A 24,131-nucleotide genomic window follows, 5' to 3' on the forward strand; every position below is an offset into this window, starting at 1 on the left:
ATCGGCCCGGATAGAATGTCCACGGAGCGTGCCTACCGGTCGCACACAATGTGCGACCGGCTCATTTGCCCGGCGAAGTGGTTTCATGGTCCGGTGACGGTTGACGAGCCGGCCCGGCCGGTCTCCCGCCGGGTGCTGGGCACCGAGACGCTGCTCGTGCTCGGCCTCTCCCTCGGCCAGTCGGCCGTGTACGCGCTGGTCTCGCTGATCGCGAAGCTGACCGCGTCGGGCGGGTTGTCGAAGCAGACCGCCGCGCTGAACACGTCCACCTCGGCCCGGCCGTACCTCGACCTCACGTACCAACTGCTCGGGATCGTCTTCGCGCTGCTGCCGGTGCTGCTCGCCGTACACCTGCTGGCGCGTGACCCCGGCGACCCGGCCCGGACGCTCGGCGTCGACCTGACCCGGCCCGGTGCGGACCTGGCCCGGGGCGCGGGCCTGGCCGCGCTCATCGGCCTGCCCGGGCTGGCGCTGTTCTGGGCGGCGGCCCAGCTCGGGGTGAACGCCACGCTGGTCCCGGCCGCGCTGCCGGACCTGTGGTGGGCGGTGCCGGTGCTGATCCTCGCCGCCGTGCAGAACGCCGTGCTGGAGGAGGTGATCGTGGTCGGCTACCTGATCACCCGGCTGCGGCAGCTCACCTGGCGGCTCGGCGCGGTCGTCGCCACCAGCGCCCTGCTACGCGGCTCCTACCACCTGTACCAGGGCTTCGGCGCGTTCCTCGGCAACGCCGTGATGGGCGTGATCTTCGGGCTGTTCTACCTGCGCACCCGCCGGGTGGCCCCGCTGATCGTCGCGCACACGCTGCTCGACGTGGTCGCCTTCGTCGGCTACGCGCTACTGCCGCGATCCTGGTTCGACTGGCTCTGACCGGCGCGCCGGTACCGGGCGACCGCCCGGGCGGCGACCCGCTCCGCCGCGGCCGTACCGCCGATCGCCGCCGCCAGCACCGCCGCGCCCGGCAACAACCGCGCCGCCAGTCGCAACCCGAGCCAGCCGCCCGCCTGCGCCGCCACCGGCATGGCCAGCCGCCAGGCCGCCTCGGCGGTCCGGCCCCACGGCCCGTCCGCCGGGACGTCCGCCGCCCGGGCCGCCGCCAACGCCGCCCGCGCGGCCCCGTCGTCCGGGTGCACCGACGTCAGCACCAGCAGCTCGGCCGCGCGGTCCGGGTGCGCCGGGTCCCGCCCGTAGGCAGCCGCCACGTGCAGCACCAGGTTCGCCTGCGTCCACAGCACCGCCGCCAGCTCCGCGACCGGCGCGAACACGCCCGCCCCCGCCGCCAGCGCACCACCCGTACCGGCCATGAGGACGAACCGCCGGGTCGCCAGCCGGGCCACCCCGTCCGCGTCCGCCGCCGGATAGGCCGACCGGACCTGCTCCACCCAACTCCGGGCCCGCGGCCCGAGCGCGTCCACCGCGGCCAGGGCCAGCAGCTCCGGCGCGAACCCGGGGTGGTCGCGCAGGCGCGGCCCCACCGCCTGCCAGCCCACCACCGGGGTACGCGGGCCCGCCGCGTCCGGCGCGCCGGCCACCTCCGTGCCCGACCGGTGCCGTCCGGCCGGTTCGTGGTCGCTCCGCCCCCGCTCGGGGCGCTCGGATGCGGTCGGCTCGGATGCGGTCGGCTGGTGCTCGATCAGCTCGGATGTGGCCGGCTGGTGCTCGATCGGCTCGGATGCGGTCGGCTGGTGCTCGATCGGCTCGGATGTAGCCGGCTGGTGCTTGGTCGGCTCGGGGGCGGTCGGCTCGGATGCAGCCGGCTGGCGCTCGGCCGGCTCGGGTGCGGTCGGCTGGTGCTCGGCGGGCCCGGGTGGAGCCGGCTCGGGTGCGGTCGGCTCGTGCTCGGCCCGCTCGTGCTCGGTCCGTTCGGGTCGGCCCGCGTCGGGGCCGGGAACGTTCGGGCCTACGAGCAGTTCGGCCGGTCGTTCGGCGGTGGCGCCGGTGCGCTTGCGCACGGCGGGACGTGTCTTCGGCTGGTCGTCGGCTGCCGCGTCCGGCCCGGGTTCGGTCGGCGCCGGCGTTGTGGCGCGCTTCGTGGGGCTGGTCTTCGCCGCCGGGGCGGTCTTCGTGCTCCGTCGGGCCCGAACCGGCCGTGGGGCGGCCCCGGCCGCGTCCACCGCCGTGTCGGGCGTGCCCGAGGAGGACTGGTCCGCCCGGCCCGGCGCGGTGAACTCCGGTGCGACGGTCGTCTTCCGGGTCGTGGCGGGCGCCTTCCGAGCGGTCGGTGCGGTCTTCTTCTCGGCCTTCTCGGCCTTCTCGGCCGGGGCACGACGCGCCCGCTTCGGGGCCGCCTTGCCCACGGAAGTGGCGGTGGTGGGCGGCGTGTCGTCCGGACCCCCTTCGGCCGGTTCCGGCGCACGCGCCGCCACGTCGGATACCGGCGCCGGGTCGACCGTCCCGGGTGCGGTGGGGAGATCGATCATGGCCGGGCCAGCGGTCGGCGTACCCGAATCGGTGGTCTCCGGTGCGGCCGGTTCGCCGGCCGACGGCCCCGGACCGGTCGTGGCCGGCTCGGCGGCCGGTCGCGGACGCGGGGCCGGCGGGACGTCGGCGGCCGGCGTCGGTGGCTGGAAGAGGACGCTCGGCGCGGCCCCGCGCGCCCGCCTGCGGGGCGGCGTGTCGTTCGTCTCGTCCCCCGCGTCCGTCGCCGGCGGTTCCGGGGTTGGCGGCGGGCTGAAGGTCGGTCGGGGGGAGCGGCTCCGCCGGGCCTTGGCGGGGGGCTCGCGACGGGGCGGATCGCTCGGCGGCTGCTCCTGCATATCGATGGAGCGTAGTCGGGGACGTGACCTGGCACACGGCGACGACGCGGCGGGTTCGGCGGGGTGCCGGTATCCGCTTTGCCCCCGACGGGTGTGGACCTGTATTCTCGGGCGCGGTGACCTCCGGGCCACCGAGGAGACTTCGCCTAGTCTGGTCTATGGCGCCGCACTGCTAATGCGGTTGGGGTTTTAAAGCCCCTCCCGGGTTCGAATCCCGGAGTCTCCGCGCGAAAGCCGGTTGTGTAGACTGGCCGAGCACCAGGCGCCCGTAGCTCAATGGATAGAGCATCTGACTACGGATCAGAAGGTTAGGGGTTCGAGTCCCTTCGGGCGCACAAGATCATGAGGGGTCTGACCTGCCGGAGCGGCGGTCAGGCCCTTCCTTTTGTCTGTCCCTTGTGGTCGGTTGGGTGCTCGGTGGGTGCTCGTGCGACGAGCGTCCCTCGCGTCCGGTCCCGTCCGGTGGGCGGCAGTGGCGTCCTCGGGAGCTCGCTCGACAACCACCTCCCATCGACATTTATCAACCCCGTCGATAGGGTCTTCGGTGGGAAAGTTTCGCCGTGCGGGAGGTGGGCATGCCCCGACGAGAGCGCGCGATTGCCGCCGCGTTGGCCATCGGAGCGACAACGATCGCCCTGGGCGCCACGCCGGCCCAGGCCGATCCGGTGGTGCCACGGCACGCCATCGTGATCTGCCAGAGCGCCAGCTTCTACGCCAACTACGACTCCGCCAGCGGTCCGGCCGGCCTGAAGCGGACCTTGGCCTACGGCAACAAGATCGGCCACACGCCGGGGGCGCACCCGGTCTACAACGGGTGGGCGGCTGCCTTCGACTTCGGCCCCAACGACTGGGGCTACCTGCGCGCCGAGTGCATCGGTGGGTACGACTCGTGGTGAGCCGGCGTAGCACCCGGGTGGCCGCCGGTCTGCTGGTCGCAGTCGTCGCCGCGACACTCGCCATGTCGACCCCGGCGCAGGCCGCCAACGGCACGATCGGGGAGCGGGAAACGGTGTGCGCGAGTGACCTGTTCGTCCGCACTCAGCCCGTCGGCGCCTGGATGGGCACCCTCTATCAGGGTCAGACGTTCCTGGTCGAGGGTCCCCGCAGTGGCGGCTACGTCTACGGTTTTGCCTACGGTCACATCAACCGGCGCGGCTGGGTGCAGGACGGCTGGTTCTGCTGACCGGGCGTGTCAGCGGGACAGGGGGCGTCCTGACCGGGCGGTGAGCGATCACCGTCACTGGCGATGTGACCTGATGATCCTCACAATCCGGCCTTTGAAGCAGATTCATCGGGCCACGAGTGGCCGTGCCGGCTGGACGTACACGGTCGAGGGGTCTGTGTTCCGCCTGCCGGGAAGCGGCCACCCAGGGCCGCTTCTTCCCCGCGGCGCCGGGCACCAGCCGCTCGACTGGCACAGGGCACTTAGGGTTCGGGTACCCGACTTCGCTAGGGAACCGCCTTGTGTGGAACTAGCTACCACCACTACTTCGCCGAAGCAGGAATCGTGATGTGCCGTAGCCTCACCAAGCGGCGGAGTGCCATGCGGCGCATCGCCGCCGCCGTCACCGTCGTCATCCTCGGTGCCATGCTGAATCCGGGCACCGCTCGGGCAAGCACCGGTCTGGGCGACGGCGACGTGCAGATCGCCCGGACCGCCCAGGACTTCAGCTACCGCACCTACAACCGGCACTGGTCGGTCGTCGCGGTCCAGCCGGCCGCGACCGCCGACTGGGACCTCGCCCTGCGCGACAGCTCCGGCACGACCGTGGCGAGCAGCCTGTACGGTGCCGGTCAGACCGACTTCGTCGCGGTCGACTCCAACGTCGGACGCCGCCCGTTCGGCTCCTACACGGCGACGGTGACCCAGTACACGCCCGGCGTCTACTGGGTCCAGCAGCACACCGGCGCCGACACGATCACCATCCCCGCCGTCACCCACCACGGCGTCACCGGCCCGAGCGATCCGGACCTGGCATTCGTCAGCCTCGCCGACACCGACGTCGTCTCGATCGCCGACATCCACCTGAGCGCCGGTGAGCAGTTCTGGGCCAACACGACCACCGCCGGGTCCACGCTGTTCCTGATCGAGAGCGACCTGGCGGTCCCGACCACCTTCGCCCAGGGCCGGGCCACCGCGACCGTACGCCAGCACACCCAGGTGCTCGACGGCTGCACGCTCTACACCGCACAGCGCACCGGCTGGCACGCGCTCGTCATGATCGGCGACCGGGCGCCGACGACGCACACCCCACCCCAGGGCACGGCATACGCCCTGCACCGGGTCGACCCCAGCACCCCGACGAACTGCCCGCACCGCAACTTCCCCGACCCGACCCCGTGAGACAACTTTCGCCGTGTCTGTCGGCCCGGTCGTATAACGGGAGAACGAGCTAACGGGTGAACGAACGCCCGACGCCTCGAAGCTCCTCATCATCGACGAGGGCTGGTAGCTGTACAGCCATCGGTACAGCCAAGCCGACCGACGGGCGCCGTCCGAGGGCTACGGAAGCCAACATGATGAGCAGGTCAACGGCAGTTTCCGACGCTGGCCGACAGTCGGCTTGATCTTGACAAAGCCGGGCTGTCACGACTGCCCGACGACGGGCATGAGGTGCGAGTGATCAACCAGCATGAGGCCCGTGGAGTGGCGGGCAGGGCCCGGATCGCGTTCGGCGGTGGGCGGTCACCGGTTCGGCGCCCGGGTCGCCGTGCCGGGGTCGAGGTCGCTGATCCGGCGCCGGAGGAAGTCGCGCTCGGCCCCGTTGGCGGTCAGGTCGAGCGCCGCGCGGTAGGCGGCGGACGCCTCACCGCCCCGGCCCAGGCGCCGCAGCAGGTCGGCCCGGACGGCGTGCACGTACGGGTACGAGCGCAACCGGGCATCGCCGGCGAGCCGTTCGACGATCCCCAGCGCCGCCGCCGGCCCCTCGGCGAATGCCAGCGCGGCGGCGCGGTTGAGTTCGACGACCGGTGACGGCTCGACCGCCAGCAGCAGGTCGTAGAGGTGCACGACGCGGGCCCAGTCGGTGGCCGCGAACGTCGGCGCGACGGCGTGGGCCCCGGCGATCGCGGCCTGCAGGGCGAAGCGTCCGGGTCGCGGGGCCTGCAGGGACTCGACGGTCCAGCGCAGGCCCTCGACGATCATGACGTGGTCCCACTGCTGCCGGTCCTGGTGCTCGAGCAGCACGAGCCGGCCCTGCGGGTCGAGCCGCGCGGCCCGGCGCGCGTGGGTGAGCAGCAGCAGCCCGAGCAGCCCGCGGGTCTCGCGCTCGACGGGCAGCAGCTGCACGAGCGTGCGGGCCAGGTCGAGGGCGCGCTCGCAGAGGTCGTCGCGCACGAGTCGCTCGCCGGTCGGCGCGGTGTGGCCGGTGCTGAAGAGCAGGTGGACGGCGGCCAGCACGCTGTCCAGACGCTCGGGTAGCTCCGCTGCCGTCGGGGTGCGATAGGGGATCCGCGCCTGGGTGATCTTCTTCTTCGCCCGGGTGATCCGCGCCGCCATCGTCGGCTCCGGCACGAGGAACGCCCGGGCGACGTCGGGCGTGGCCACACCGCAAACGAGCCGCAGGGTGAGGGCGACCCGCGCGGCCGGGTCGAGCGCCGGGTGGCAGCACGTGAAGAGCAGCCGCAGCCGGTCGTCGGGTACCGCCTCGTCGCCGTCCGTGTCACTGCCGGACGGCGACCCCGAGGCGTCCGCCTCGACGGGTTCGACGAGCAGGGGCAACTTGCGGCGCAGGGCGACCTCGCGCCGCAGCCGGTCGACGGCGCGACGGCGGGCCGTCGTCGTGAGCCAGGCACCGGGCCGCTCGGGCACGCCCGAGCGCGTCCACGCGGTCATCGCGTCGACGTAGGCCTCCTGGGCGCACTCCTCGGCCACGTCGAGGTCGCCGGCGACGCGCACCGTCGCGGCGAGCACGAAGGCCCACTCGCGACGGTGCGCGTCCGCCAGTGCGTCCGCGACCCCACCCGGGGGAGGGCTCGCGGCAGAGGTCACTGGGCCGGGCCGGCGTTCACGTCCATGAGCGGCCGGACCTCGACGCCGCCGAACGGGGCGGGCGTGAGCTTGGCGATTTCGAGGGCGTGGTCGAGGTCGCGGGCCTCGACGAGGTAGAAGCCGCCGAACGCCTCCTTGGTCTCGACGAAGGGGCCGTCGGTGACCTCACCGCCGCGGATCGACGTGGCCGTGGTCGTGGGCTGCAGGACGCCGCCGCCGGTGATCGTGCCGCCGAGGTCGGCGACGGCCTTGGCGAACGCGCCGTGCGCGTCGACCACCGAGAACCACGCCTCGGGCGTGAGGGCCGCGTATTCGGCCTCGCGCTCGTAGATCGAGATCATGTACTGCGCCATGTCGGACTCCTGTCGGGCGTCGTGGGCCGGTCCCTCCGGCCCCGCACCCTTCCGTCGCACAGCCTGGCCCCGAATCGACAACCGGCGCGACGATTTCTCAGGCGTTCGCCGGTCCGGGGGTCTGGTCGCCGCGCCGGACTGCGGCGAGCAGCATCTGCGCGACGTCGACGCCCTCGACACCCTCTCCACGGACCCCTCCGCCCAGGTGGCCGCGGCCGGCCAGCTGGCTTCCGGAAAATCTCCGGAAAATTTCCGGAACAATTATTGACGGGTTCGAAACGCCGCTGCAATACTCCGATCGCGGTGACATTCGTCTCTGTCGATTGAAGTCATGCGTCGTCAGGTGTCACCCGTCCCAAGGAGGACCTGCGCATGAACGCCAGCATCGGCGGCTCCCGCCGTCCGTCCGCCCCCCGAACAACGCGTCTCACCGTCCGGTTGGCCGTGCTCGCCTCCACCGTGGCGCTGGGCGCCGTCGGTCTCGCGGTCGCCGCCACTCCGTCCAGCGCCGCCACCTGCAACGGGTACGTCGGCCTCACCTTCGATGACGGGCCGACCAGCAGCACAAGCGCACTGCTGTCCGTGCTGCGCGCGAACGGCGTACGGGCGACCATGTTCAACGTCGGGCAGAACGTGCAGGGCAATCCGTCCGCCGCGCGGGCCCAGGTCGACGCCGGCATGTGGGTGGGCAACCACAGTTGGAACCACGCGCACATGACCTCGATGAGCCAGAGCCAGATGCAGTCGGACCTCTCCCAGACCAACTCGGCGATCCAGTCGGCGACCGGCGTCCGGCCGCAGTTGTTCCGCCCGCCCTACGGAGAGACCAACTCGACCCTCCAGTCGGTCGCCTCGTCGCTCGGCCTGCGCCAGGTGATCTGGGACGTCGACTCCCAGGACTGGAACGGCGCCAGCGTCAGCCAGATCGTCTCCAACGCCAGCCGCCTCCAGGCCGGCCAGGTGATCCTGATGCACGACGGCATTCAGAACACCCGCGACGCGATTCCGCAGATCATGGCCAACCTGAGCAGCCGCAACCTCTGTCCGGGCATGATTTCACCGAGCACCGGCCGAGCGGTGGCCCCGGACGGCACTCCGCCGCCGACCACTCCGCCGCCGACCGGCACGCCAACCACTCCACCGCCCACCGGCGGGTGCACCGCGACGGCGACGACTCCCAATGTCTGGGGTGACCGGTACAACACCTCGGTGACGGTGGCGGGGGCCAGCAACTGGACCGTGGTCGTGGCGGTGACCGCGCCGCAGCGGATCTCCACCACCTGGAACGGCTCCCCCAGTTGGGACAGCACCGGTTACGTGATGACGATGCGGTCCAACGGCAGCGGCAACACCTTCGGCTTCACCACGATGATGAACGGCAACAGCAGCGCCAGAGCCCAGATCCGCTCCTGCACCACGGGCTGATCCCGAAGGCCCCCGGGCCACCGGAAACGGCTCAGGCAGACGTGGTCGACCAAGGTGTGCCCCTACGGTGAACTCCAACTGACGTGGACCGTAGGGGCACCCCCGGCCGAGGCGGCGCCGGGCTCCGTCAGCTGCGGCTCGTCCAGGACCTCACGGACGAAGCGCCAGAGTCCGTCGTCGAAGCGGGCGTCTCGTCAACGGCACCTCTCTGTGTCAAGACGCCGGCACCAGAGAGTCTCCGTCGGATCCACACTCCCGGCCGGGGCTCGCGTGCCCAGCGGTGGAACCGCGCCCCTGGTCCCGGGCACGGTTCCACCGGCTGAGTCGGTGTGTCCGTCAGGAGAGGGCGCAGCTGACGTTGTTGAGGGTGAAGGAGCCAGGCTTACCGGTATTGCCGGTGTGGGTGGCCTGGAAGCCGATGTCGGTGGATCCGCCTGCCGCCAGCGTCCCGTTGTACGAGACGTTACGTGCGGATATCTGACCGGTGGAGCCCGTGAAGGTGGCGTTCCAGCCGCTGGTCACGGTTTGCCCGCTGGGCAGAGTGAACGCCAGGGTCCAACCGTTGATCGCAGACGCACCGCGATTGGTGATGTGGATGCTGGCGGTGAAACCGTCGTTCCACGCGTTCATCGTGTATCCCACCTCGCAGGCGTCGGACTGGCTCGGCGGGGGCGTGGTCGGCGGGGGTGTGGTGGGCGGTGGGGTGGTCGGCGGGGGCGTGGTCGGCGGCGGAGTGGTGGGCGGCGGAGTGGTGGGCGGCGACGTGGAGAAGGTGATGTTCGAGACGTACGAGTTGATGTTCCAGCTCGCGTCCGGGTCGGTTTGGCTGGTGATCGGCTTGCCCTGGACGGTGAAGTTGCTGAAGTGCACGCCGTTGATATTGATGGTCGACGATCTACCGTGCAGGTTGACGACCTTCTTCACGTCTGAGGAGACGTTCGTGAAGTAGGCGTCGCGGATGGTCGAGGTGTTCTTCACCGTGCGCCAGGACGGCGGGCGGTCCTCCTGCAGGTCGATCAGGCTGTCGGTCTGTTCCACCCTGACGTCTTCCCATCGGGTGTTCGAAACGACGGCGGTGTCGACTGCGTCGATCACCATCGAGCGGCCTGCCTTCACCACGTCGATGTCGCGGAAGACGATCCCGTCCATGGAAGACCCTTCGGTCTTGGTGCCGATCTTCGCGCAGGCGGAGTTGCTGTAGCAGACGATGTGCTCGTGGATGACGTTCCTGGTGTTGATCGTGCCGCTGTTGGCGAACTCGTTCTTGGTCGCCATGTTGTCGTCACCGGTGTAGAGGAACGCGTTCGACAGCAGGCTGTTGGTCGACTCGTCGAAGTCCACGCCGTCAGTGTTGTTGTACCCCGTCGTGGGCCGGCAGTTGATCAACTTGTAGTTCTTGATGGTGACCTTGTCGCTGCGGTAGACGAGCGTGTTCCAGTAGCTGGAGTCGCGGACGGTGATGCCGTCGACCAGGATGTCGGAACTCTCCTCGATCTTCAGCACGGCCAGATTGATGCCTTGGGCCCGCAGGTACTTCCCGTTCCCGTCGATGGCGCCGCGGCCCAGCAGCTTGGCGTTTCTCACCTGGAACATCCGCAGGGAGGCGTGCTGCATGCCCTCGATGTTCACCCCACCGCTGCCGGTGTTGAAGTCCGCTTTCTGGTTCGAGCCGTAGAGGACCGCGCCGGTTGCCAGGTAGAGGGTCATATTGCTCCTCATCCACAGCTCGCCGACCTGGTACCGGCCCGGAGGCACGTACAGGATGTTGCGGGTCGCCCCGGACGCGGCGTTGATGGCGCCCTGGATCTTTGCCGTGACCAGGGTCGCCCCGGTGTTGTCGACGCCGTAGTCGGCGAGGTTCTTGACGTTGGCGTCCCCCAGTTGGGGCGCGTCCGTCTCGGGCGCGTCGATCAGGATGAACAGCAGTTCCTTGGCGTCGAACTGCACGATCAGGTAGTTCGGGCCGCTGGTGAAGGTGATGGTGTTGCCGCTGCGGGCAACGCTGAGCCTCCGGCTCTTGGGGCTGACGGTGTACGAGCTGAAGCTCTCGGCGACAGTGACCGAGAACTGGGCCGTGCCCGCTCCCGCCATGGAGCAGTGCGCATGATGCACCTGCATCTCGGGGGCATACTTGGTCATCTTCTCGACGAACAGCGGCGTACCGTCCGCCGCGACGGTGTAGAGCGGGCTTTTCGTGGCACCGCGCAGGGCGGGATCCGCGACGCAGCCGCCGGCGGCCAAGCCGGGCGAGCCGGTGCCAGCCGCGGTGGTCGCACCGTAGACCGGCGCCACCAGGGTGCCCGTCCCGACACCACCGAGGACGAGCAGAGCGATCGCTGCCCAGATCGCGAGACGTTTGTTCTTCATGGGGACCCTTCTCGGGGATGGACGAAATCTGTCGACACGGGCGCACAGACGATTCGCGCCCTTCCGGGTCTCCGTCGACGACGCTGATCTGACCCGGGACGACCTGGGAGAACTGGGCCGCGACGGTCGCTCACGGTGGTGGTCGAGCGGCTCGGCCACTGCTCGGCGACGCGGTACGCCACCGAACAGTCGGTTGTGTCGTTCGCGCTGACCGCGTTGATCAACCAGGCGGCCTTTCGGTATCGCTCTGTCTATCGCTCGACTTTCCTTGTCAAGGGGGACACAGAGCGGCGTCAACGAGAAACTTTCAGGCCGAAGCTACGTCTTGACTTCGATGTATGTCAATGAATGAGGGGCGGCGACTCAGAAAATTTCGAGCTGGAGGCGAAAGTTTCTGGCCCTCGGCGGCCGGCATCCGCCCTCGATTGCTACTGACGTCGGGACGCCGCTGTCGGCGGGGCGAGCCCTGCGCCATCCGCCGGCAGGGGGCGGGCTCGTGACTGGCCGATCCTTGCTCCATCGATGCACGTGCATCTATCCTTTGGCGGCCCATCGACTGCCAGCGCGGGCAGTCGAATATCGTCGAATCGCTTCGACAACCCAGTGTGACGGTTGATCGAAGACAGGAGATTCTCGTGACATCCACATTCAGAAAGGTTCAGTTCGCCCTGGTCTCCGGCGTACTGGCGCTGGCCGGCTCCGCAGCCGTGATGACGAGTTCCGCGTCGGCGGACAACATCGCCCAGCTGAACGCCACCCAACTCGTCGCCGACATGGGTGCGGGCTGGAATCTGGGGAACGCCCTGGAGGCCAACGCGAACGGAATCCCCAGCGAGACGGCGTGGGGCAACCCGGTCGTGACGCAGGCCTTCATCGACCGGGTGAAGGCAGCGGGATTCAAGACGATCCGCATCCCGGTCTCCTACCTGGGGAACATCGGGGCCGCCCCGAACTACACGATCAGCTCCGCCTGGCTGAACCGGATCCAGGAGATCGTCGACTACGCCTACGGCCGTGGCCTGTACGTGCTGATCAACATGCACGGCGACGGTTACAAGACCATCACCGGCTCGTGGTTGATCTGCGACTCGTCGAACCAGACGACGATCAGGGAGAAGTACCAGAAGGTCTGGCAGCAGGTCGCGACCAGGTTCCAGAGCTACGGCGAGCGACTCGTCCTCGAATCCATGAACGAGGAGTTCGACGGGCAGTACGGCAATCCCACCCAGCCGTGCTACTCGAACATCAACGCCTACAACCAGATCTTCGTGGACACGGTCCGTCGGACCGGTGGGAACAACACCTCGCGCTGGCTGCTCGTCCCCGGCTGGAACACCAACATCGACTACACCGCGGGCAACTACGGCTTCGTGCTGCCGACGGACCAGTACCGGTCGTCGTCCGTGCCCGCCAACGAGCAGCGGCTCATGATCTCCGTGCACTACTACGACCCCTGGGACTTCGCCGGCGAGGAGAACGGCACCATCACGCAGTGGGGGCCGGCCGCCACCAATCCGGCCCGGAAGTCGACCTGGGGTCAGCAGGACTTCATGGACACCCAGCTGAAGAAGATGCGCGACACCTTCGTCTCGCGTGGGTACCCGGTGTTCGTCGGCGAGTACGGCTCGGTCGACAAGACGTCGGCCGACTCGACGAACAACAGGTACCGCGCGGACTACGCGCGCACGTTGGTGTCCACCGCCAAGAAGTACGGGGCAGCCACCGCCTACTGGGACAACGGCTACAACGGCGCGTACGGGTTCGGGCTGTTCAACCGCAGCAGCGGTGCGGTCACCCAGCAGGGCATCATCGACGCCATCATGAGCGCCGTGGGTGGCACCCCGACGACGCCGCCGACCACCACCCCGCCGCCGACCACCCCGCCGCCCACCACCCCGCCGCCGTCGACTGGACGGTCCTGTTCGGCGTCGTACGCGGTGACCGGGTCGTGGCAGGGCGGCTTCCAGGCCGAGGTGCGGGTGACCACCGGCAGCTCGGCGATCAGCGGTTGGACGGTGACCTGGACGTTCGCGAACGGGCAGCAGGTGACGCAGGCGTGGAGCGCGACGGTGACCAGCAACGGCTCGACCGTCACCGCCCGCAACGTCAGCTACAACGGCTCGCTCGGTGCCGGCGGTAGCACCACTTTCGGCTTCCTGGGCTCGTCGAGCGGCACCAACGGCGTACCGTCGTTGGCCTGCGCGGCGAGCTGAGCAGGGCGGGTGGGCGACGGCGCGATGTCCGTCGCCCACCCGGCCGGAGCCTCAGCCCGGCTCGGTTCGACCCGCTCAGCCGAAGAACGCCCGCAGGTGCTGGACGAGCACCTGCGGCTGCTCGTCCACGAAGTAGTGCCCGGTGTTGTCGATCTGCACCAGCTGCACGTTGGTGGCCTGCTGCGTCAGCGTCGCGGCGAAGCTCGGGTAGAAGATGTCGTGGGCGATGCCGAGGACCGGGGCGGTGATCGGCGCGTACGTCTCGTTGTCGAGAATGTCCTGGCCCAGTGCCTTGTACCAGCCGTTGCCGCCCCGAATGGCGTCCGGGGTCGAATAGGCCAGGGCGTAGACGGCCCGGTCGAAATCGTTGATCGCGGCCTTGTTGACCAGGAGATTGTCGAACATCCAGTCGACGAGGTAGCGGGACCGGCCGGTGATGAGCTGCTCCGGCAGCTGCGACACCTGGTTGAAGGCGAACCACCAGGGGTGGAACGGGGCACCCGGTGCCGGCAGCATGCGGAACTCGTAGTAGCTGCTGTTCGGGTGGTCCACGTCCAGCATGGCGATCTTGTTGATGACCGAGGGGTGGTTCGCCGCCATGCTGTAGGCGACCATCGACCCCATGTCGTGACCCACGACGTTCACCTTGGCGTAGCCCAGCGCCCCGGCCAGCGCCGCGATGTCCGCCGCCATGGTCTTCTTGTCGTACCCGGACGCGGGCTTGCTGGAGTTGCCGGCGCCGCGCAGGTCGACGGAGATCACGCGGTACCGGGTGGCCAGCGCGGGCATCACCTTGTGGTACTCCCACCACGTCTGCGGCCAGCCGTGCAGCAGGATCAGGGGTTCCCCGCGCCCGCCGGCGACGTAGTGCAGCCGGATTCCGTTGACGTCCGCGTACCTGCTCGTGAACCCTCCGGGAAGGGAGGCTGCGAGGTCGGCGGCGGACGGGGCGGCGATCCGCGCACCGTCGGTGGACGGTGCGGCCTGTGCCGCGGTGCCGGTCGCCGCCGCGGCGACCGCGCCGGCCCCGAGCGCGATCAGCTTCCTTCTGTTCATGGAAGACACGCATGCTCCAGTTCTCTAGACGGTGCCAAGGATCCTTACCGACTTCGGTAAATGCAGGCTCGTGACAAGGCCACTCATGCCCGATGGTCGATGGGAAATGACCGATGAGACCTAATTTCCTGCGCCTGCGTCCGATGGTCGGGACTGCCATCAACGGGAATGCCGTCAACGGGACAGACGACGATCTTAACCACATCCCTGGACGTGCTTCGAGTTGATCTCGTCATTCATCGAGTTGATGTTGTTCGGGTGCGGACGGCCCGCCGTTGGGCGCACCAGGCATCGGTGCAGGTCAGTGCGTAAGTGACCGCTCCCCGGGTCGGCGTTTGTGGGTCGGGGCGGGGCGGAGCCGCATTTTCGCCGATGCCACGGCGGACCATGCCCATTCGGTGCCACGTGGGGTCGGCGGGACCCCGTCAGGCGGAGGAGGGCTGGCGGGGAAGCGTCGTGACCGGCGTGGAGGTGTCGTAACCGGCGGCCTGGAGAGTGAACAACTCGGCGTAGCGTCCGCCGGCGGTCATCAGGTCCGGGTGCGTACCGGCCTCGACGAGTCGCCCGTGGTGCAGGACGTAGATGCGGTCGGCATGCCGGACGTTGGCCAGCCGGTGGGTGATCAGGATGGTGCTGGCGTGTCCCTGCCGGTCGCGGATGGCCTGGAACAACGCGTCCTCGGCGCGGGGGTCGAGCGCGGAGGACGGCTCGTCCATGATGAGCACGTCGGCGTCGCGCAGGAACCCGCGAGCGGCGGTGATGCGGTCCTGGTCCGCAGCGGTGGTGACGTCGCCGATGGCGATGTTCGTGGCGGCGGAGTCGCGTTCTGCCATCAGCCGGTGCAGCAGCCACAACCGCCGCCGCCGCACCGAGCCGGCGGCGTACGTCTGGTAGCGGAGGTGCCCGGCGCGCAGCGACGCCCACCCGTTCGGCACGGTCGCGACCAGCAGCAACGGGTGGACGACCACCACGGCGACCGCGACCGCCACCACGCCGGCGAGCCCGGCGAGCAGGTTCATCGCCGCCTGCACCAACCCGGTGGTCGAGTCCGCGCCCCGGGAGGCGCGCTCCATGTTGTCGGCGAACGCGTCGGCGTCGAAGGCTTCCAGCCGGACCGCCGTGGAGACCTCGAACAGGCCGCGTTCCACCTCCCGGTCCACCTTGGGGGCCAGCCCGTTCTGCGCGTACCCGATCGCGGTGGCCATCCCGGCGCGCAGCGCGGTCGCCGCCGCGAGCGCGGTCAGCGCGGGCAGCGCGGCGCGTACCTTGTCGCCGGTGGGTCCGCCGTCGAACAGTCCGGCCTGGGCGCGGGCGCGGACGCCGGTCTCCCACCACATCTCCCGCAGTTCCGGCAACACCGGGTCGACCCCGAGGCGGGGGGCGGGCGACGCGGAAGCGGAACGGTCGGTTTCGGGCATGACGGATCCTCCCAGCGACGGGCGGGTGGGCCGGTGGCGTGGACGTGCGGCGGCGCGGGAGACCGGCGGATCGGGATCAGGGCCGGTCGGCGCGTATGCAGGCACCGTAGGACGCCGACCGGCCGACACGCCCGTGACACCGCCCGCCGACACGCGTCGCCGTCCACCTGTCGGGCCTGCTCGCCACGGCGACCGGCGGTCGGCGCGTACCGGTCGCGCGCACGCCCACCGACCTGAGCGGCCGGCAGCGGACCGGGACGCCCTCGCCCGTATGCAACAAACCTGCACGTCTTTGCTATTGCCTCGCTGGTAAGCGCTTTCTTAGCCTGTGTTTCATCGATGTTTCGATCCGGGCTGAGGGTGCGCACACGAAGCCACATGCGGTGTCGGGGCGGTGAGAGCCGTGCCCGCATCGTGTCTACTCCCGAGGAGTCCAACTGTGAGAACCGCAGTGCGACACAAGCTGCTTACCGGCGGGATCGCCGTGGTCGCCGCCGTGGCGGTCGTCGCGACGATACCGGTGAGCCAGGCGTCAGGGGCATTCGGCGACCTCGATTTGACATCGATCAGCGTCAATGCCACAAACCTCAGTCTCGGGGCCGGCGCGGACGGTTCCAGCAAGGCCGACGGCACCAGCTACGGAAACGCGATCGACGGCGACATGAGCACCTACTGGTCGCCGGCCGGCTCGACCGGCCGCATCTCGGTGAAGTGGGGTTCCGCCACCACGGTCGCCTCGATCAACATCCGGGAGGCGGCCGGCGCGGTCGGGGCGGTCGGCTCCTGGCGGTTGGTCAACAACGACACCGGCGCCACGCTGGCCAGTGGCACCGGGGCGGGCGTCATCACGTTCGCCGCCACCTCCCTTCGCAAGATCAACTTTGAGATCACCAGCTCGACCGCCACTCCGCGGATCGCCGAGTTCGAGACGTACGCCTCGGGCGCGACCACGCCGCCGCCGACCACCGGGCCCACCACCCCGCCGCCCACCACCGGGCCGACCACGCCGCCACCGACCACCCCGCCACCGTCGAGCGGCACGCTGTACGTGGCGCCGACCGGCACCGACGGCGCGGCCGGCACGCAGGCGAACCCGACCACGCTCGCCTCGGCGATCACCCGGGTCGCCGCCGGGGGCACCATCTACCTGCGCGGCGGCACCTACCGTCACACCCAGACCGTCACCATCGGCCAGGGCAACAACGGCACGTCGAGCGCGCGTAAGAACATCTTCGCCTACCCGGGCGAGACGCCGGTCCTGAACTTCTCGGCGCAGAGCGAGGACCCGGCGAACCGCGGGCTCCAGTTGGGCGGGTCGTACTGGCACGTCCGCGGCATCGTCGTCGAGCGGGCCGGGGACAACGGCATTCTGCTCGCCGGCAACAACAACATCATCGAGCGCGTGGTGACCCGCTTCAACCGGGACTCCGGGCTCCAGCTCTCGCGGCTGGTCGCCAACGCGCCCCGCGACCAGTGGCCCGCGAACAACCTGGTGGTGAGCACCGAGTCGCACGACAACGCCGACTCCGACGGGGAGGACGCCGACGGCTTCGCCCCGAAGCTGACGGTCGGCGCCGGCAACGTCTTCCGCTACACCGTGTCCCACAACAACATCGACGACGGTTACGACCTCTACACCAAGAGCGACACCGGGCCCATCGGCCCGGTGACCATCGAGTCCTCCCTGGCCTACGGCAACGGCACGCTGAGCAACGGCGGCCAGGCCGGCAACGGCGACCGCAACGGCTTCAAGCTCGGCGGCGAGGACATCGGCGTGAACCACGTCGTGCGCGGCAACATCGCGTACGACAACGGCCAGCACGGGTTCACCTACAACCGCAACGTCGGCTCGATGACGGTGTCGAACAACGCCGGCATCGGCAACACCGAGCGCAACTTCAACTTCGACGGCGGCTCCTCGGTGTTCCGGAGCAACACCTCGTGCGACGGTGGCACGAGCGACCGGATCGTCGGCAACTCCGACAGCTCGAACCAGTTCTTCGCCGGCAGCAACGGATCCCGCTGCGCCCAGTACTCCGGCGCCCTCGGCTGGTCCTTCGCCTCCGACGGCCGCCTCGTGGTGACGTTCGGCGGCAAGGTGGTCACCCCGTAACGACCGGGCGACGCCGGTGCCACCCGCGACGGTGACACCGGCGCCGCCGGGCGCAGATCGGGTACGCGGCCCGGCGCTCAGGGCGCGCGGTCGTGCGGTGGCGCGGTCGGTGGCGAGCCGAAGCGGTGCCGGTAGGTGGCGGCGAACCGGTGGGCGAAGGCCCATCCCCAGCGCCGGGACGTCTCGGCCACGACCGCGTCGTCGGTCGTGTCCGCCCGGCGCAGCTCCTGATCGGCGCGTTCGAGCCGGACCCATCGCAGGTATGCGGTCGTGGTGGTGTCGAGATGGCGACGAAATGCCAGGTGGAGAGCGCGGATGGTTACGCGGGCCGCGGCGGCGATCTCGGCGGGCGTGATGTCCCGGTCCACGTTCTCCTCGATGAACGCGATCGCGCGACGCAGCATCCGGGGGTGCGCGTCGTGGCGGTCGGAGAGCGTCGGATCGCTGAGCACGTTGTTCGGGAAGACGGTCAGGGCGGTGGCCGCCAGCAGCCGGGCGACGCTGCCGGCGAGCAGCGGCTCTCCGGCCACCCCGAGGCCGACTGCCCGGCGGGCGTACCCGTACACGGCGTCCCACGTCTCGGCATCCGCCGCGGAGACGGGCCGGTGGCTGGTGAACCGGACCGGCTCGGGGCGACGGCCGGGCGCGGTCTCCGCGACGCTTTCCAGCAGCACCGGCTCCAGGACCGTCGTGTGGAAGTCGGCCTTCGCGCAGTCGGCGGTGAAGCCGCGCTCCGGCCGGATGGGAATGAACGCGTCGCCGGAGCCGTAGGCAGTGGCGACGCCGCCGGCCGGGTGGTAGGCCAGCCGACCGGATCTCAGGTGGCAGATGACCAGCCGGTCGAGCGCGTCGGCCCGGACGTGGAAGCTGATCCCGAAGGCGATTCGGTCGAGTCGTGCCGACGGAGAGATCGCGGTGGCCTCCAGCCGTAAGGAGTCGAAAGAACCGCCGCCGTCGATGCAGAGGTTTCCGCCGTAGTTGTCGTGAAGGATGTGCGCGGCGAGCTCGACGTCCGTCGTCTCGAAGACCTGGCTCATGGGTGCTCCTTCGGGGGCACCCCGGCATGCGGCGCTCAGCGAGGACGGCGCGTCCGTTCCCCGAGGCGGCCCGACCTCATTGTCTGGCAGATGGGGCGACCCGCCGGCCGAGAGCGTTTTCTCGGTGTGGCGTGCGAGCGGCGTCTCCCCGGTCGGCGGGATCAGGACGGGCCGGCAGGCGCACCGTGACGAGGAGCCCACCATCGGGGCCGGGAACCAGGGTGAGCGCCCCGCCGTGGGCGCGGACGACGCTGCGCACGATGGCCAGGCCGAGGCCGGCGCCGGCGTGCTCGTCGACGCGTACGCGTTGCGTCCCGCGCCGGAACGGCTCGGTGAGCGTCGGGACCAGGTCCGGTGGGAGCGGAGGGCCGGTGTTCGCCACCCGCAGCACGCTCGCGTCACCCGACGTCGCGGTACGGACCGTCACCGTGCCGCCCTCGGGCAGGTTGTGGACGACGGCGTTCTGGACGAGGTTGGTCACCATCCGCAGCAGCAGCTCGGCGGAGCCGCTGGTCGGGGCCGCGCCGCCGGTGACGTCGAGCGTGACCCGGCGTCGTTCGGCGACCGGGAGCAGCGTTTCGGCGGCCTCCTCGGCGAGCAGCGAGAGGTCGACCGGCTCGCGGGCCACGACGGCGCGGTCGCTGCGGCTGAGCAGCAGCAGGGCCTCGGTGAGGTCGATCGCCCGCCGGTTGACCTCGTGCAGGCGGGCGACGAGTTCGTCCCGGTCCCGCGACGGGTCGTCGCGGGCCACGTCGAGCAGCGCCCGCGAGATCGCCAACGGGGTACGCAGCTCGTGCGAGGCGTTCGCGGCGAACCGCTGCTGCTCGGCGACGTGGGACTCGATGCGTTCGAGCATCGCGTCGAACGCGTCGGAGAGGTCCCGGAACTCGTCCCGTCGACCCGTCAGCCGGATCCGGTGCGACAGCGAGCCGGTCCCGGCCATCGTTGCCGCCGCCGTGATCCGGGTCAGCGGCGCGAGCATCCGTCCGGCGAGGATCCAGCCCCCGACGAGGCCGAAGGCCAGCAGGAACACCAGGATCTCGGCGGCTCTCGGCGCGAAGACACGCAGCAGGTTGGAGCGGACGGGAAAGACGCCGGGCGTGAGCGTGTCCGCGGAGCCGGGGACGATCAGCATGGCCCGGTCCGGGACGTACCGCAGGAGGAACACCCACACCGCCGCGAGCAGCAGCACACCGGCGAGCACCAGGAACCCGGCGTAGCTGAGGGTGAGCCGGACCCGGACGCTCAGCCCCGCCCCCCTAGTCACGCGTGCCGCCTTCGGCCGGTTGCGCCTCGATGCGGTAGCCGACGCCGGGCACGGTGGCGATGACCCAGGGTTCGCCGAGCCGTTTGCGCAGCGCGGAGACGGTGATGCGCACCGCGTTGGTGAACGGGTCCGCGTGCGCGTCCCAGGCCCGTTCCAGAAGTTCCTCGGCGCTGACCACGCCACCCTCGGCGGCGACGAGCACCTCCAGTACGGCGAACTGCTTGCGGGTCAGCGCGACGTAGCGCCCGTCGCGGAAGACCTCCCGGCGGAACGGGTCGAGCCGGAGGCCCGCGATCCGGCGCACCGGGGGCCGGGCGTGCCCGCGTCGGCGGTCCAGCGACCGCAGCCGCAGGACCAGCTCGCGCATCTCGAACGGCTTGGTGAGGTAGTCGTCGGCGCCCAGCTCGAACCCGGACGCCTTGTCGTCGATCCGGTCGGCGGCGGTGAGCATGAGGATCGGGATGCCGCTGCCGGAGGCGACGATGTGCCGGGCGACCTCGTCGCCGGAGGGCCCGGGAATGTCCCGGTCGAGCACCGCCAGGTCGTAGGCGTTGACGCCGAGCAGTTCCAGGGCGGTGTCACCGTCGCCGGCGACGTCGGCGGCGATCGCCGCCAGCCGCAGACCGTCCCGGACGGCTTCGGCCAGGTAGGGCTCGTCCTCCACGATCAGTACCCGCATGCGACTCAGTCTGCCGCCGCCGGCACCGGATGACGTTCTTGCGCCGGGTCACGCCACCAGCGTCGGGACGCCAGCCCGAACAGCACCGCGCCGGCGGCGTTGACCAGCACGTCGTCCACCGACGAGACCCGGTCCAGTCGCAGCGCGTACTGGAGGGTCTCGATCACGGCCGAGCAGCCCACCGCGAGCGCCAGGAGTCGCGGCACGGACGCCAGCGCCGCGAACCGCATCGGCGCGAAGAAGCCCAGCGCCGCGAGGACCAGCAGGTTGCCGCCGATCCCGAGCGGCCCCATGGTGGCCAGGTCCCGCAGCGGCACCAGGCTCACCCGGCCCGGCACGACGCCGGCCCCCGGGCCCGGCATCAGCGTCAGCCAGATGAACGGCACCGTTCCGTAGACCATGCCCACCTCGGCCAGCGACAGCCGCCATGCACCGGCGGTCCGGCGACCCACCGCCAGGACGCCCACCGCCAGCGCGGCCACCGGCAGCCCGACCAGCGTCATGAGCAGGACGCCGTTCTCCGTGTCGAAGCAGCCGTGCCACCGCCCGGCCCGGCACGCCGGAGCGGCCATCAGCAGCGGGCGGCGCACCGCGAACGCGACGCCCGCCAGGCCGAGGACCGCCGCGCCGACGAGCACGACCCGTCGCGTACGCCGTGACGGCGCGACCGCCACCTCAGTCACCCGACCCGTCGCCGGCCGCCGCCGTGGTGACCGCCTGCGGCGCGCCGGTCGCGACCGCGCCGGCGGCGGCAGGTCCGCTCCGTCGCACCGGTGCTCCCCGGTCGACACCCCGTGTCGCAGACATCCCCGTGCTCCTCTCCGGTGGCGGACCGGGCGGACGGCTCCCGGCCCGTCCCCGAAGTGAAGACGCCGGGCTGTTGCGCGGGCGTATGCGTTTCCCGATACGCGCCCGCGCACGGTATGCGTTGCCGCCGGGCGTACGGCGGACGCGGCGGCGTTCATCCACCGGACGCCGACGTGTTGACGCGGGCGGCGAACCGGGCCAGGCTGTGGGGGCGCTCCCAACGGCGAGCTTCGATTTCCTCAGGAAGGAAGAGCTCGTGCGTCCCACCACAGCACTGCTCCCGGTCGTGCTGGCCGCCACCCTCGGCGGCCTGGCCCTACCAGGGCCCGCCCAGGCCGCCGCCGGCCCGGCGCTGGCCGTCGACACCACCGCCGACCGGCACGCGATCAGCCCGTACGTCTACGGGATGAACTTCGCCGACGAGGCGCTCGCCCGGGAGCTGCGACTACCGGTGCACCGGTACGGCGGCAACGCCACCACCCGCTACAACTTCCGCGCCGACACCACCAACCGGGCCGCGGACTGGTACTTCGAGAACATCCCGAACGACAACACCGATCCGGACAGCCTGCCCGACGGCTCGGAGAGCGACCGGTTCGTGGCACGGAACAAGGCCACCGGCACCGACACGATCATGACGATGCCGATGATCGGCTGGATCGCCAAGGACCGGTCCCGGGCGTGCGGCTTCAGCGTCGCGAAGTACGGCCCGCAGGAGTCCACCGACCAGTGGGCCCCCGACTGCGGCAACGGCAAGAAGCCGGACGGCAGCCTGGTCACCGGCAACGACCCGGAGGACACCAGCGTCGCCGTCGGTCCGGAGTACGCCACCGACTTCGTCACCCACCTCAAGGAGCGGTTCGGCGCAGCCGGCAGCGGCGGGGTGCGGTTCTACAACCTGGACAACGAGCCGGACCTTTGGCACTCGACCCACCGCGACGTCCGCCCGGTCGGGCTCGGCTACGACGAGCTGCGCGACCGCACGTACGCGTACGGCGCGGCGATCAAGGCGGCCGACCCGGGGGCGAAGACGCTGGGCCCGGTCGGCTGGGGCCTGAACTCGATCTTCTACTCGGGGCTGGACCAGGACACCTGCTCCCGGACCGGCTGCTGGTCGAACCCGCCGGACAAGGCCGCGCACGGCGGCCAGGATCTCGGCCCGTGGTACCTGGACCGGATGCGGGAGTACGAGCAGCAGCACGGCACCCGCGTCCTCGACTACTTCGACGTGCACCTCTACCCGCAGCAGTCCGGCGTCAGCGGGTCCGGTGCCGGGGACGCGGCCACCCAGGCGCTGCGACTGCGCTCGACCCGCCAGCTCTGGGACCCGACGTACGTGGACGAGAGCTGGATCAACCAGCCGGTCCGGTTCATCCCGCGGATGCGCGAGCTGGTCGACAAGCACTACCCGGGCACGAAGATCGCGATGACCGAGTACAGCTGGGGCGGGTACGGCTCGCTGAACGGCGCGTTGGCACAGGCGGACGTGCTCGGCATCTTCGGCCGGGAGGGGCTCGACCTGGCCAGCCTCTGGACCGCGCCGACCGCCGACCAGCCGGTCGCCGACGCGTTCCGGATCTACCGCAACTACGACGGCAAGGGCGGCGCGTTCGGCGAGACGTCCGTCCGGGCCACCAGCGCCGACCAGGACAAGCTGGCCGTGTACGCGGCCGAGCGGACCGCCGACAAGGCGCTGACCCTGGTCGTGGTCAACAAGACCGGCGACGACCTGACCAGCCCGGTGGCCCTGACCGGCGCCTCGTCCAGCAGCGCCGAGGTCTACCGCTACAGCGGGGCGAACCTCGCCGGCGTGGTCCGGGAGGCCGACCAGCCGGTGACCGCGGGCGGCTTCACCGCCACCTTCCCGGCCAACTCGATCACCCACCTGGTGCTGCCGCGCGGCACCACGCCCGGCGACACCCAGCCGCCGACCGCCCCGGGCAAGCCGGTCGCCGGCACGGTCACCGGCGACAGCGTGGCGCTGAGCTGGACGCCGTCCACCGACAACGTCGGCGTCACCGGCTACGACGTGCACCGGGTCGACACCACCGGGACCGTGAAGGTGGGCAGCACCACGAGCACCGCGTACACCGTGACCGGGTTGACGGCGGACACCCCGTACACCTTCGTGGTGACCGCCCGGGACGCGGCGGGCAACGTCTCGGCGGCCTCGCCCGGCCTGACCGTGCGGACCGCGCCCACCGCCCCGACCGGCGGCTGCACGGTCGGCTACGCGGCGAACAGTTGGCCGGGCGGCTTCACCGCCACCATCACCGTCAAGAACACCGGCGCCACCGCGATCGACGGCTGGAAGCTCGCCTTCGACTTCCCCACCACCGGCCAGAAGGTCGGCCAGGGCTGGTCGGCCACCTGGAAGCAGAGCGGAACTGGCGTCACCGCCGAGAACCTGGCCTGGAACGGCAGACTCGCCCCCGGCGCGTCCACCAGCATCGGCTTCAACGGCACCTGGAGCGGCACCAACCCGGCGCCGACCGCCTTCACGCTCAACGGCCAGCGCTGCGGCTGACCGCGCCACCTCCCGAGCGGCGACCGGGGGGGGGGGGGGGGGGGGGGGGCGGCCGGCGGGGGGGGGGGGGGGGGGGGGGGGCGGGCGGGGGGGGGGGGGGGGGAGTGGGGGGGGGGGGGGGCCCG

Annotated in this window: 18 protein-coding genes and 2 tRNA genes; 10 read left to right on the forward strand and 10 right to left on the reverse strand. The window is 70.8% G+C overall.

The window, feature by feature from the left end; translation table 11 throughout:
- Positions 1-93: 93 nt before the first annotated feature.
- On the forward strand, positions 94-867 hold the full coding sequence (locus ACIA6B_RS10955; protein ID WP_396772520.1) for a CPBP family intramembrane glutamic endopeptidase: 774 nt from the start codon (positions 94-96) through the stop codon (positions 865-867).
- Here the strand turns inward: ACIA6B_RS10955 and ACIA6B_RS10960 are convergent.
- Positions 828-2,417: a hypothetical protein gene (locus ACIA6B_RS10960; RefSeq protein WP_396772521.1), complete on the reverse strand. Its 1,590-nt coding sequence runs from the start codon at positions 2,415-2,417 to the stop codon at positions 828-830. The genes ACIA6B_RS10955 and ACIA6B_RS10960 overlap by 40 nt on opposite strands.
- 471 nt (positions 2,418-2,888) lie before the next feature.
- Between ACIA6B_RS10960 and ACIA6B_RS10965 the strand changes: the two genes are divergently transcribed.
- The 5 genes from ACIA6B_RS10965 (at position 2,889) to ACIA6B_RS10985 (ending at position 5,097) form a co-directional block, all read left to right on the forward strand.
- A tRNA-Ser gene (locus ACIA6B_RS10965) sits at positions 2,889-2,979 on the forward strand.
- A gap of 36 nt (positions 2,980-3,015) precedes the next feature.
- Positions 3,016-3,088: transfer RNA gene (locus tag ACIA6B_RS10970), tRNA-Arg, on the forward strand.
- Between the two features lie 240 nt (positions 3,089-3,328).
- Positions 3,329-3,649 (forward strand): hypothetical protein, encoded by a 321-nt coding sequence (locus tag ACIA6B_RS10975; RefSeq protein ID WP_396772522.1) that lies wholly within the window; start codon positions 3,329-3,331, stop codon positions 3,647-3,649.
- Positions 3,646-3,936: a hypothetical protein gene (locus tag ACIA6B_RS10980; protein ID WP_396772523.1), complete on the forward strand. Its 291-nt coding sequence runs from the start codon at positions 3,646-3,648 to the stop codon at positions 3,934-3,936. Before ACIA6B_RS10975 ends, ACIA6B_RS10980 begins: the two co-directional genes overlap by 4 nt.
- Before the next feature lie 360 nt (positions 3,937-4,296).
- On the forward strand, positions 4,297-5,097 hold the full coding sequence (locus ACIA6B_RS10985; protein WP_396772524.1) for a hypothetical protein: 801 nt from the start codon (positions 4,297-4,299) through the stop codon (positions 5,095-5,097).
- Between the two features lie 342 nt (positions 5,098-5,439).
- On the opposite strand, the gene ACIA6B_RS10990 is transcribed toward ACIA6B_RS10985, so the two are convergent.
- Together ACIA6B_RS10990 and ACIA6B_RS10995 are read right to left on the reverse strand one after the other, a co-directional pair.
- The gene (locus ACIA6B_RS10990; RefSeq protein WP_396772581.1) at positions 5,440-6,666 is read right to left on the reverse strand and encodes an RNA polymerase sigma factor; all 1,227 of its coding nucleotides are present in this window, start codon (positions 6,664-6,666) and stop codon (positions 5,440-5,442) included.
- 74 nt (positions 6,667-6,740) lie between these two features.
- A complete protein-coding gene (locus tag ACIA6B_RS10995; protein WP_396772525.1) occupies positions 6,741-7,097 on the reverse strand; it encodes a YciI family protein in 357 nt (118 codons plus the stop codon).
- Between the two features lie 372 nt (positions 7,098-7,469).
- On the opposite strand from ACIA6B_RS10995, the gene ACIA6B_RS11000 reads away from it, so the two are divergent.
- Positions 7,470-8,522 carry a polysaccharide deacetylase family protein gene (locus ACIA6B_RS11000; RefSeq protein WP_396772526.1) on the forward strand — a complete coding sequence of 351 codons (1,053 nt, stop codon included), beginning with the start codon at positions 7,470-7,472 and terminating at the stop codon, positions 8,520-8,522.
- A gap of 336 nt (positions 8,523-8,858) precedes the next feature.
- Here the strand turns inward: ACIA6B_RS11000 and ACIA6B_RS11005 are convergent, their stop codons facing one another.
- Entirely contained in the window at positions 8,859-10,889 is a 2,031-nt protein-coding gene (locus ACIA6B_RS11005; RefSeq protein ID WP_396772527.1) for a cellulose binding domain-containing protein, read from the reverse strand.
- 635 nt (positions 10,890-11,524) lie between these two features.
- Here ACIA6B_RS11005 and ACIA6B_RS11010 point away from each other — a divergent pair.
- Positions 11,525-13,102, forward strand: a complete 1,578-nt coding sequence (locus ACIA6B_RS11010) for a cellulase family glycosylhydrolase (RefSeq protein ID WP_396772528.1) — start codon at positions 11,525-11,527, stop codon at positions 13,100-13,102.
- Between the two features lie 75 nt (positions 13,103-13,177).
- Here the strand turns inward: ACIA6B_RS11010 and ACIA6B_RS11015 are convergent, their stop codons facing one another.
- Positions 13,178-14,158: an alpha/beta fold hydrolase gene (locus tag ACIA6B_RS11015; protein WP_396772529.1), complete on the reverse strand. Its 981-nt coding sequence runs from the start codon at positions 14,156-14,158 to the stop codon at positions 13,178-13,180.
- 425 nt (positions 14,159-14,583) lie between these two features.
- A complete protein-coding gene (locus ACIA6B_RS11020; RefSeq protein WP_396772530.1) occupies positions 14,584-15,576 on the reverse strand; it encodes a hypothetical protein in 993 nt (330 codons plus the stop codon).
- A gap of 439 nt (positions 15,577-16,015) precedes the next feature.
- Here ACIA6B_RS11020 and ACIA6B_RS11025 point away from each other — a divergent pair, with 439 nt between their 5' ends.
- The gene (locus ACIA6B_RS11025; RefSeq protein ID WP_396772531.1) at positions 16,016-17,689 is read left to right on the forward strand and encodes a cellulose-binding protein; all 1,674 of its coding nucleotides are present in this window, start codon (positions 16,016-16,018) and stop codon (positions 17,687-17,689) included.
- Between the two features lie 77 nt (positions 17,690-17,766).
- Here the strand turns inward: ACIA6B_RS11025 and ACIA6B_RS11030 are convergent, their stop codons facing one another.
- The 4 genes from ACIA6B_RS11030 to ACIA6B_RS11045 all read right to left on the reverse strand — a co-directional run bounded on the left by ACIA6B_RS11030 (position 17,767) and on the right by ACIA6B_RS11045 (position 21,355).
- Entirely contained in the window at positions 17,767-18,726 is a 960-nt protein-coding gene (locus ACIA6B_RS11030) for a helix-turn-helix transcriptional regulator (RefSeq protein WP_396772532.1), read from the reverse strand.
- 76 nt (positions 18,727-18,802) lie between these two features.
- Positions 18,803-19,993: a sensor histidine kinase gene (locus ACIA6B_RS11035; RefSeq protein ID WP_396772533.1), complete on the reverse strand. Its 1,191-nt coding sequence runs from the start codon at positions 19,991-19,993 to the stop codon at positions 18,803-18,805.
- Entirely contained in the window at positions 19,986-20,672 is a 687-nt protein-coding gene (locus ACIA6B_RS11040) for a response regulator transcription factor (protein ID WP_396772534.1), read from the reverse strand. Before ACIA6B_RS11040 ends, ACIA6B_RS11035 begins: the two co-directional genes overlap by 8 nt.
- A gap of 5 nt (positions 20,673-20,677) precedes the next feature.
- Positions 20,678-21,355, reverse strand: a complete 678-nt coding sequence (locus ACIA6B_RS11045) for a VanZ family protein (protein ID WP_396772535.1) — start codon at positions 21,353-21,355, stop codon at positions 20,678-20,680.
- A 380-nt stretch (positions 21,356-21,735) separates the two neighbouring features.
- Between ACIA6B_RS11045 and ACIA6B_RS11050 the strand changes: the two genes are divergently transcribed.
- Complete coding sequence (locus ACIA6B_RS11050; RefSeq protein WP_396772536.1) at positions 21,736-24,006, forward strand: glycoside hydrolase family 44 protein; 2,271 nt, start codon at positions 21,736-21,738, stop codon at positions 24,004-24,006.
- The last annotated feature ends 125 nt before the right edge of the window (positions 24,007-24,131 follow it).

It is taken from the genome of Micromonospora sp. NPDC051141 (assembly GCF_044455765.1).
In the GTDB taxonomy this organism is placed as follows: Bacteria; Actinomycetota; Actinomycetes; order Mycobacteriales; family Micromonosporaceae; genus Micromonospora.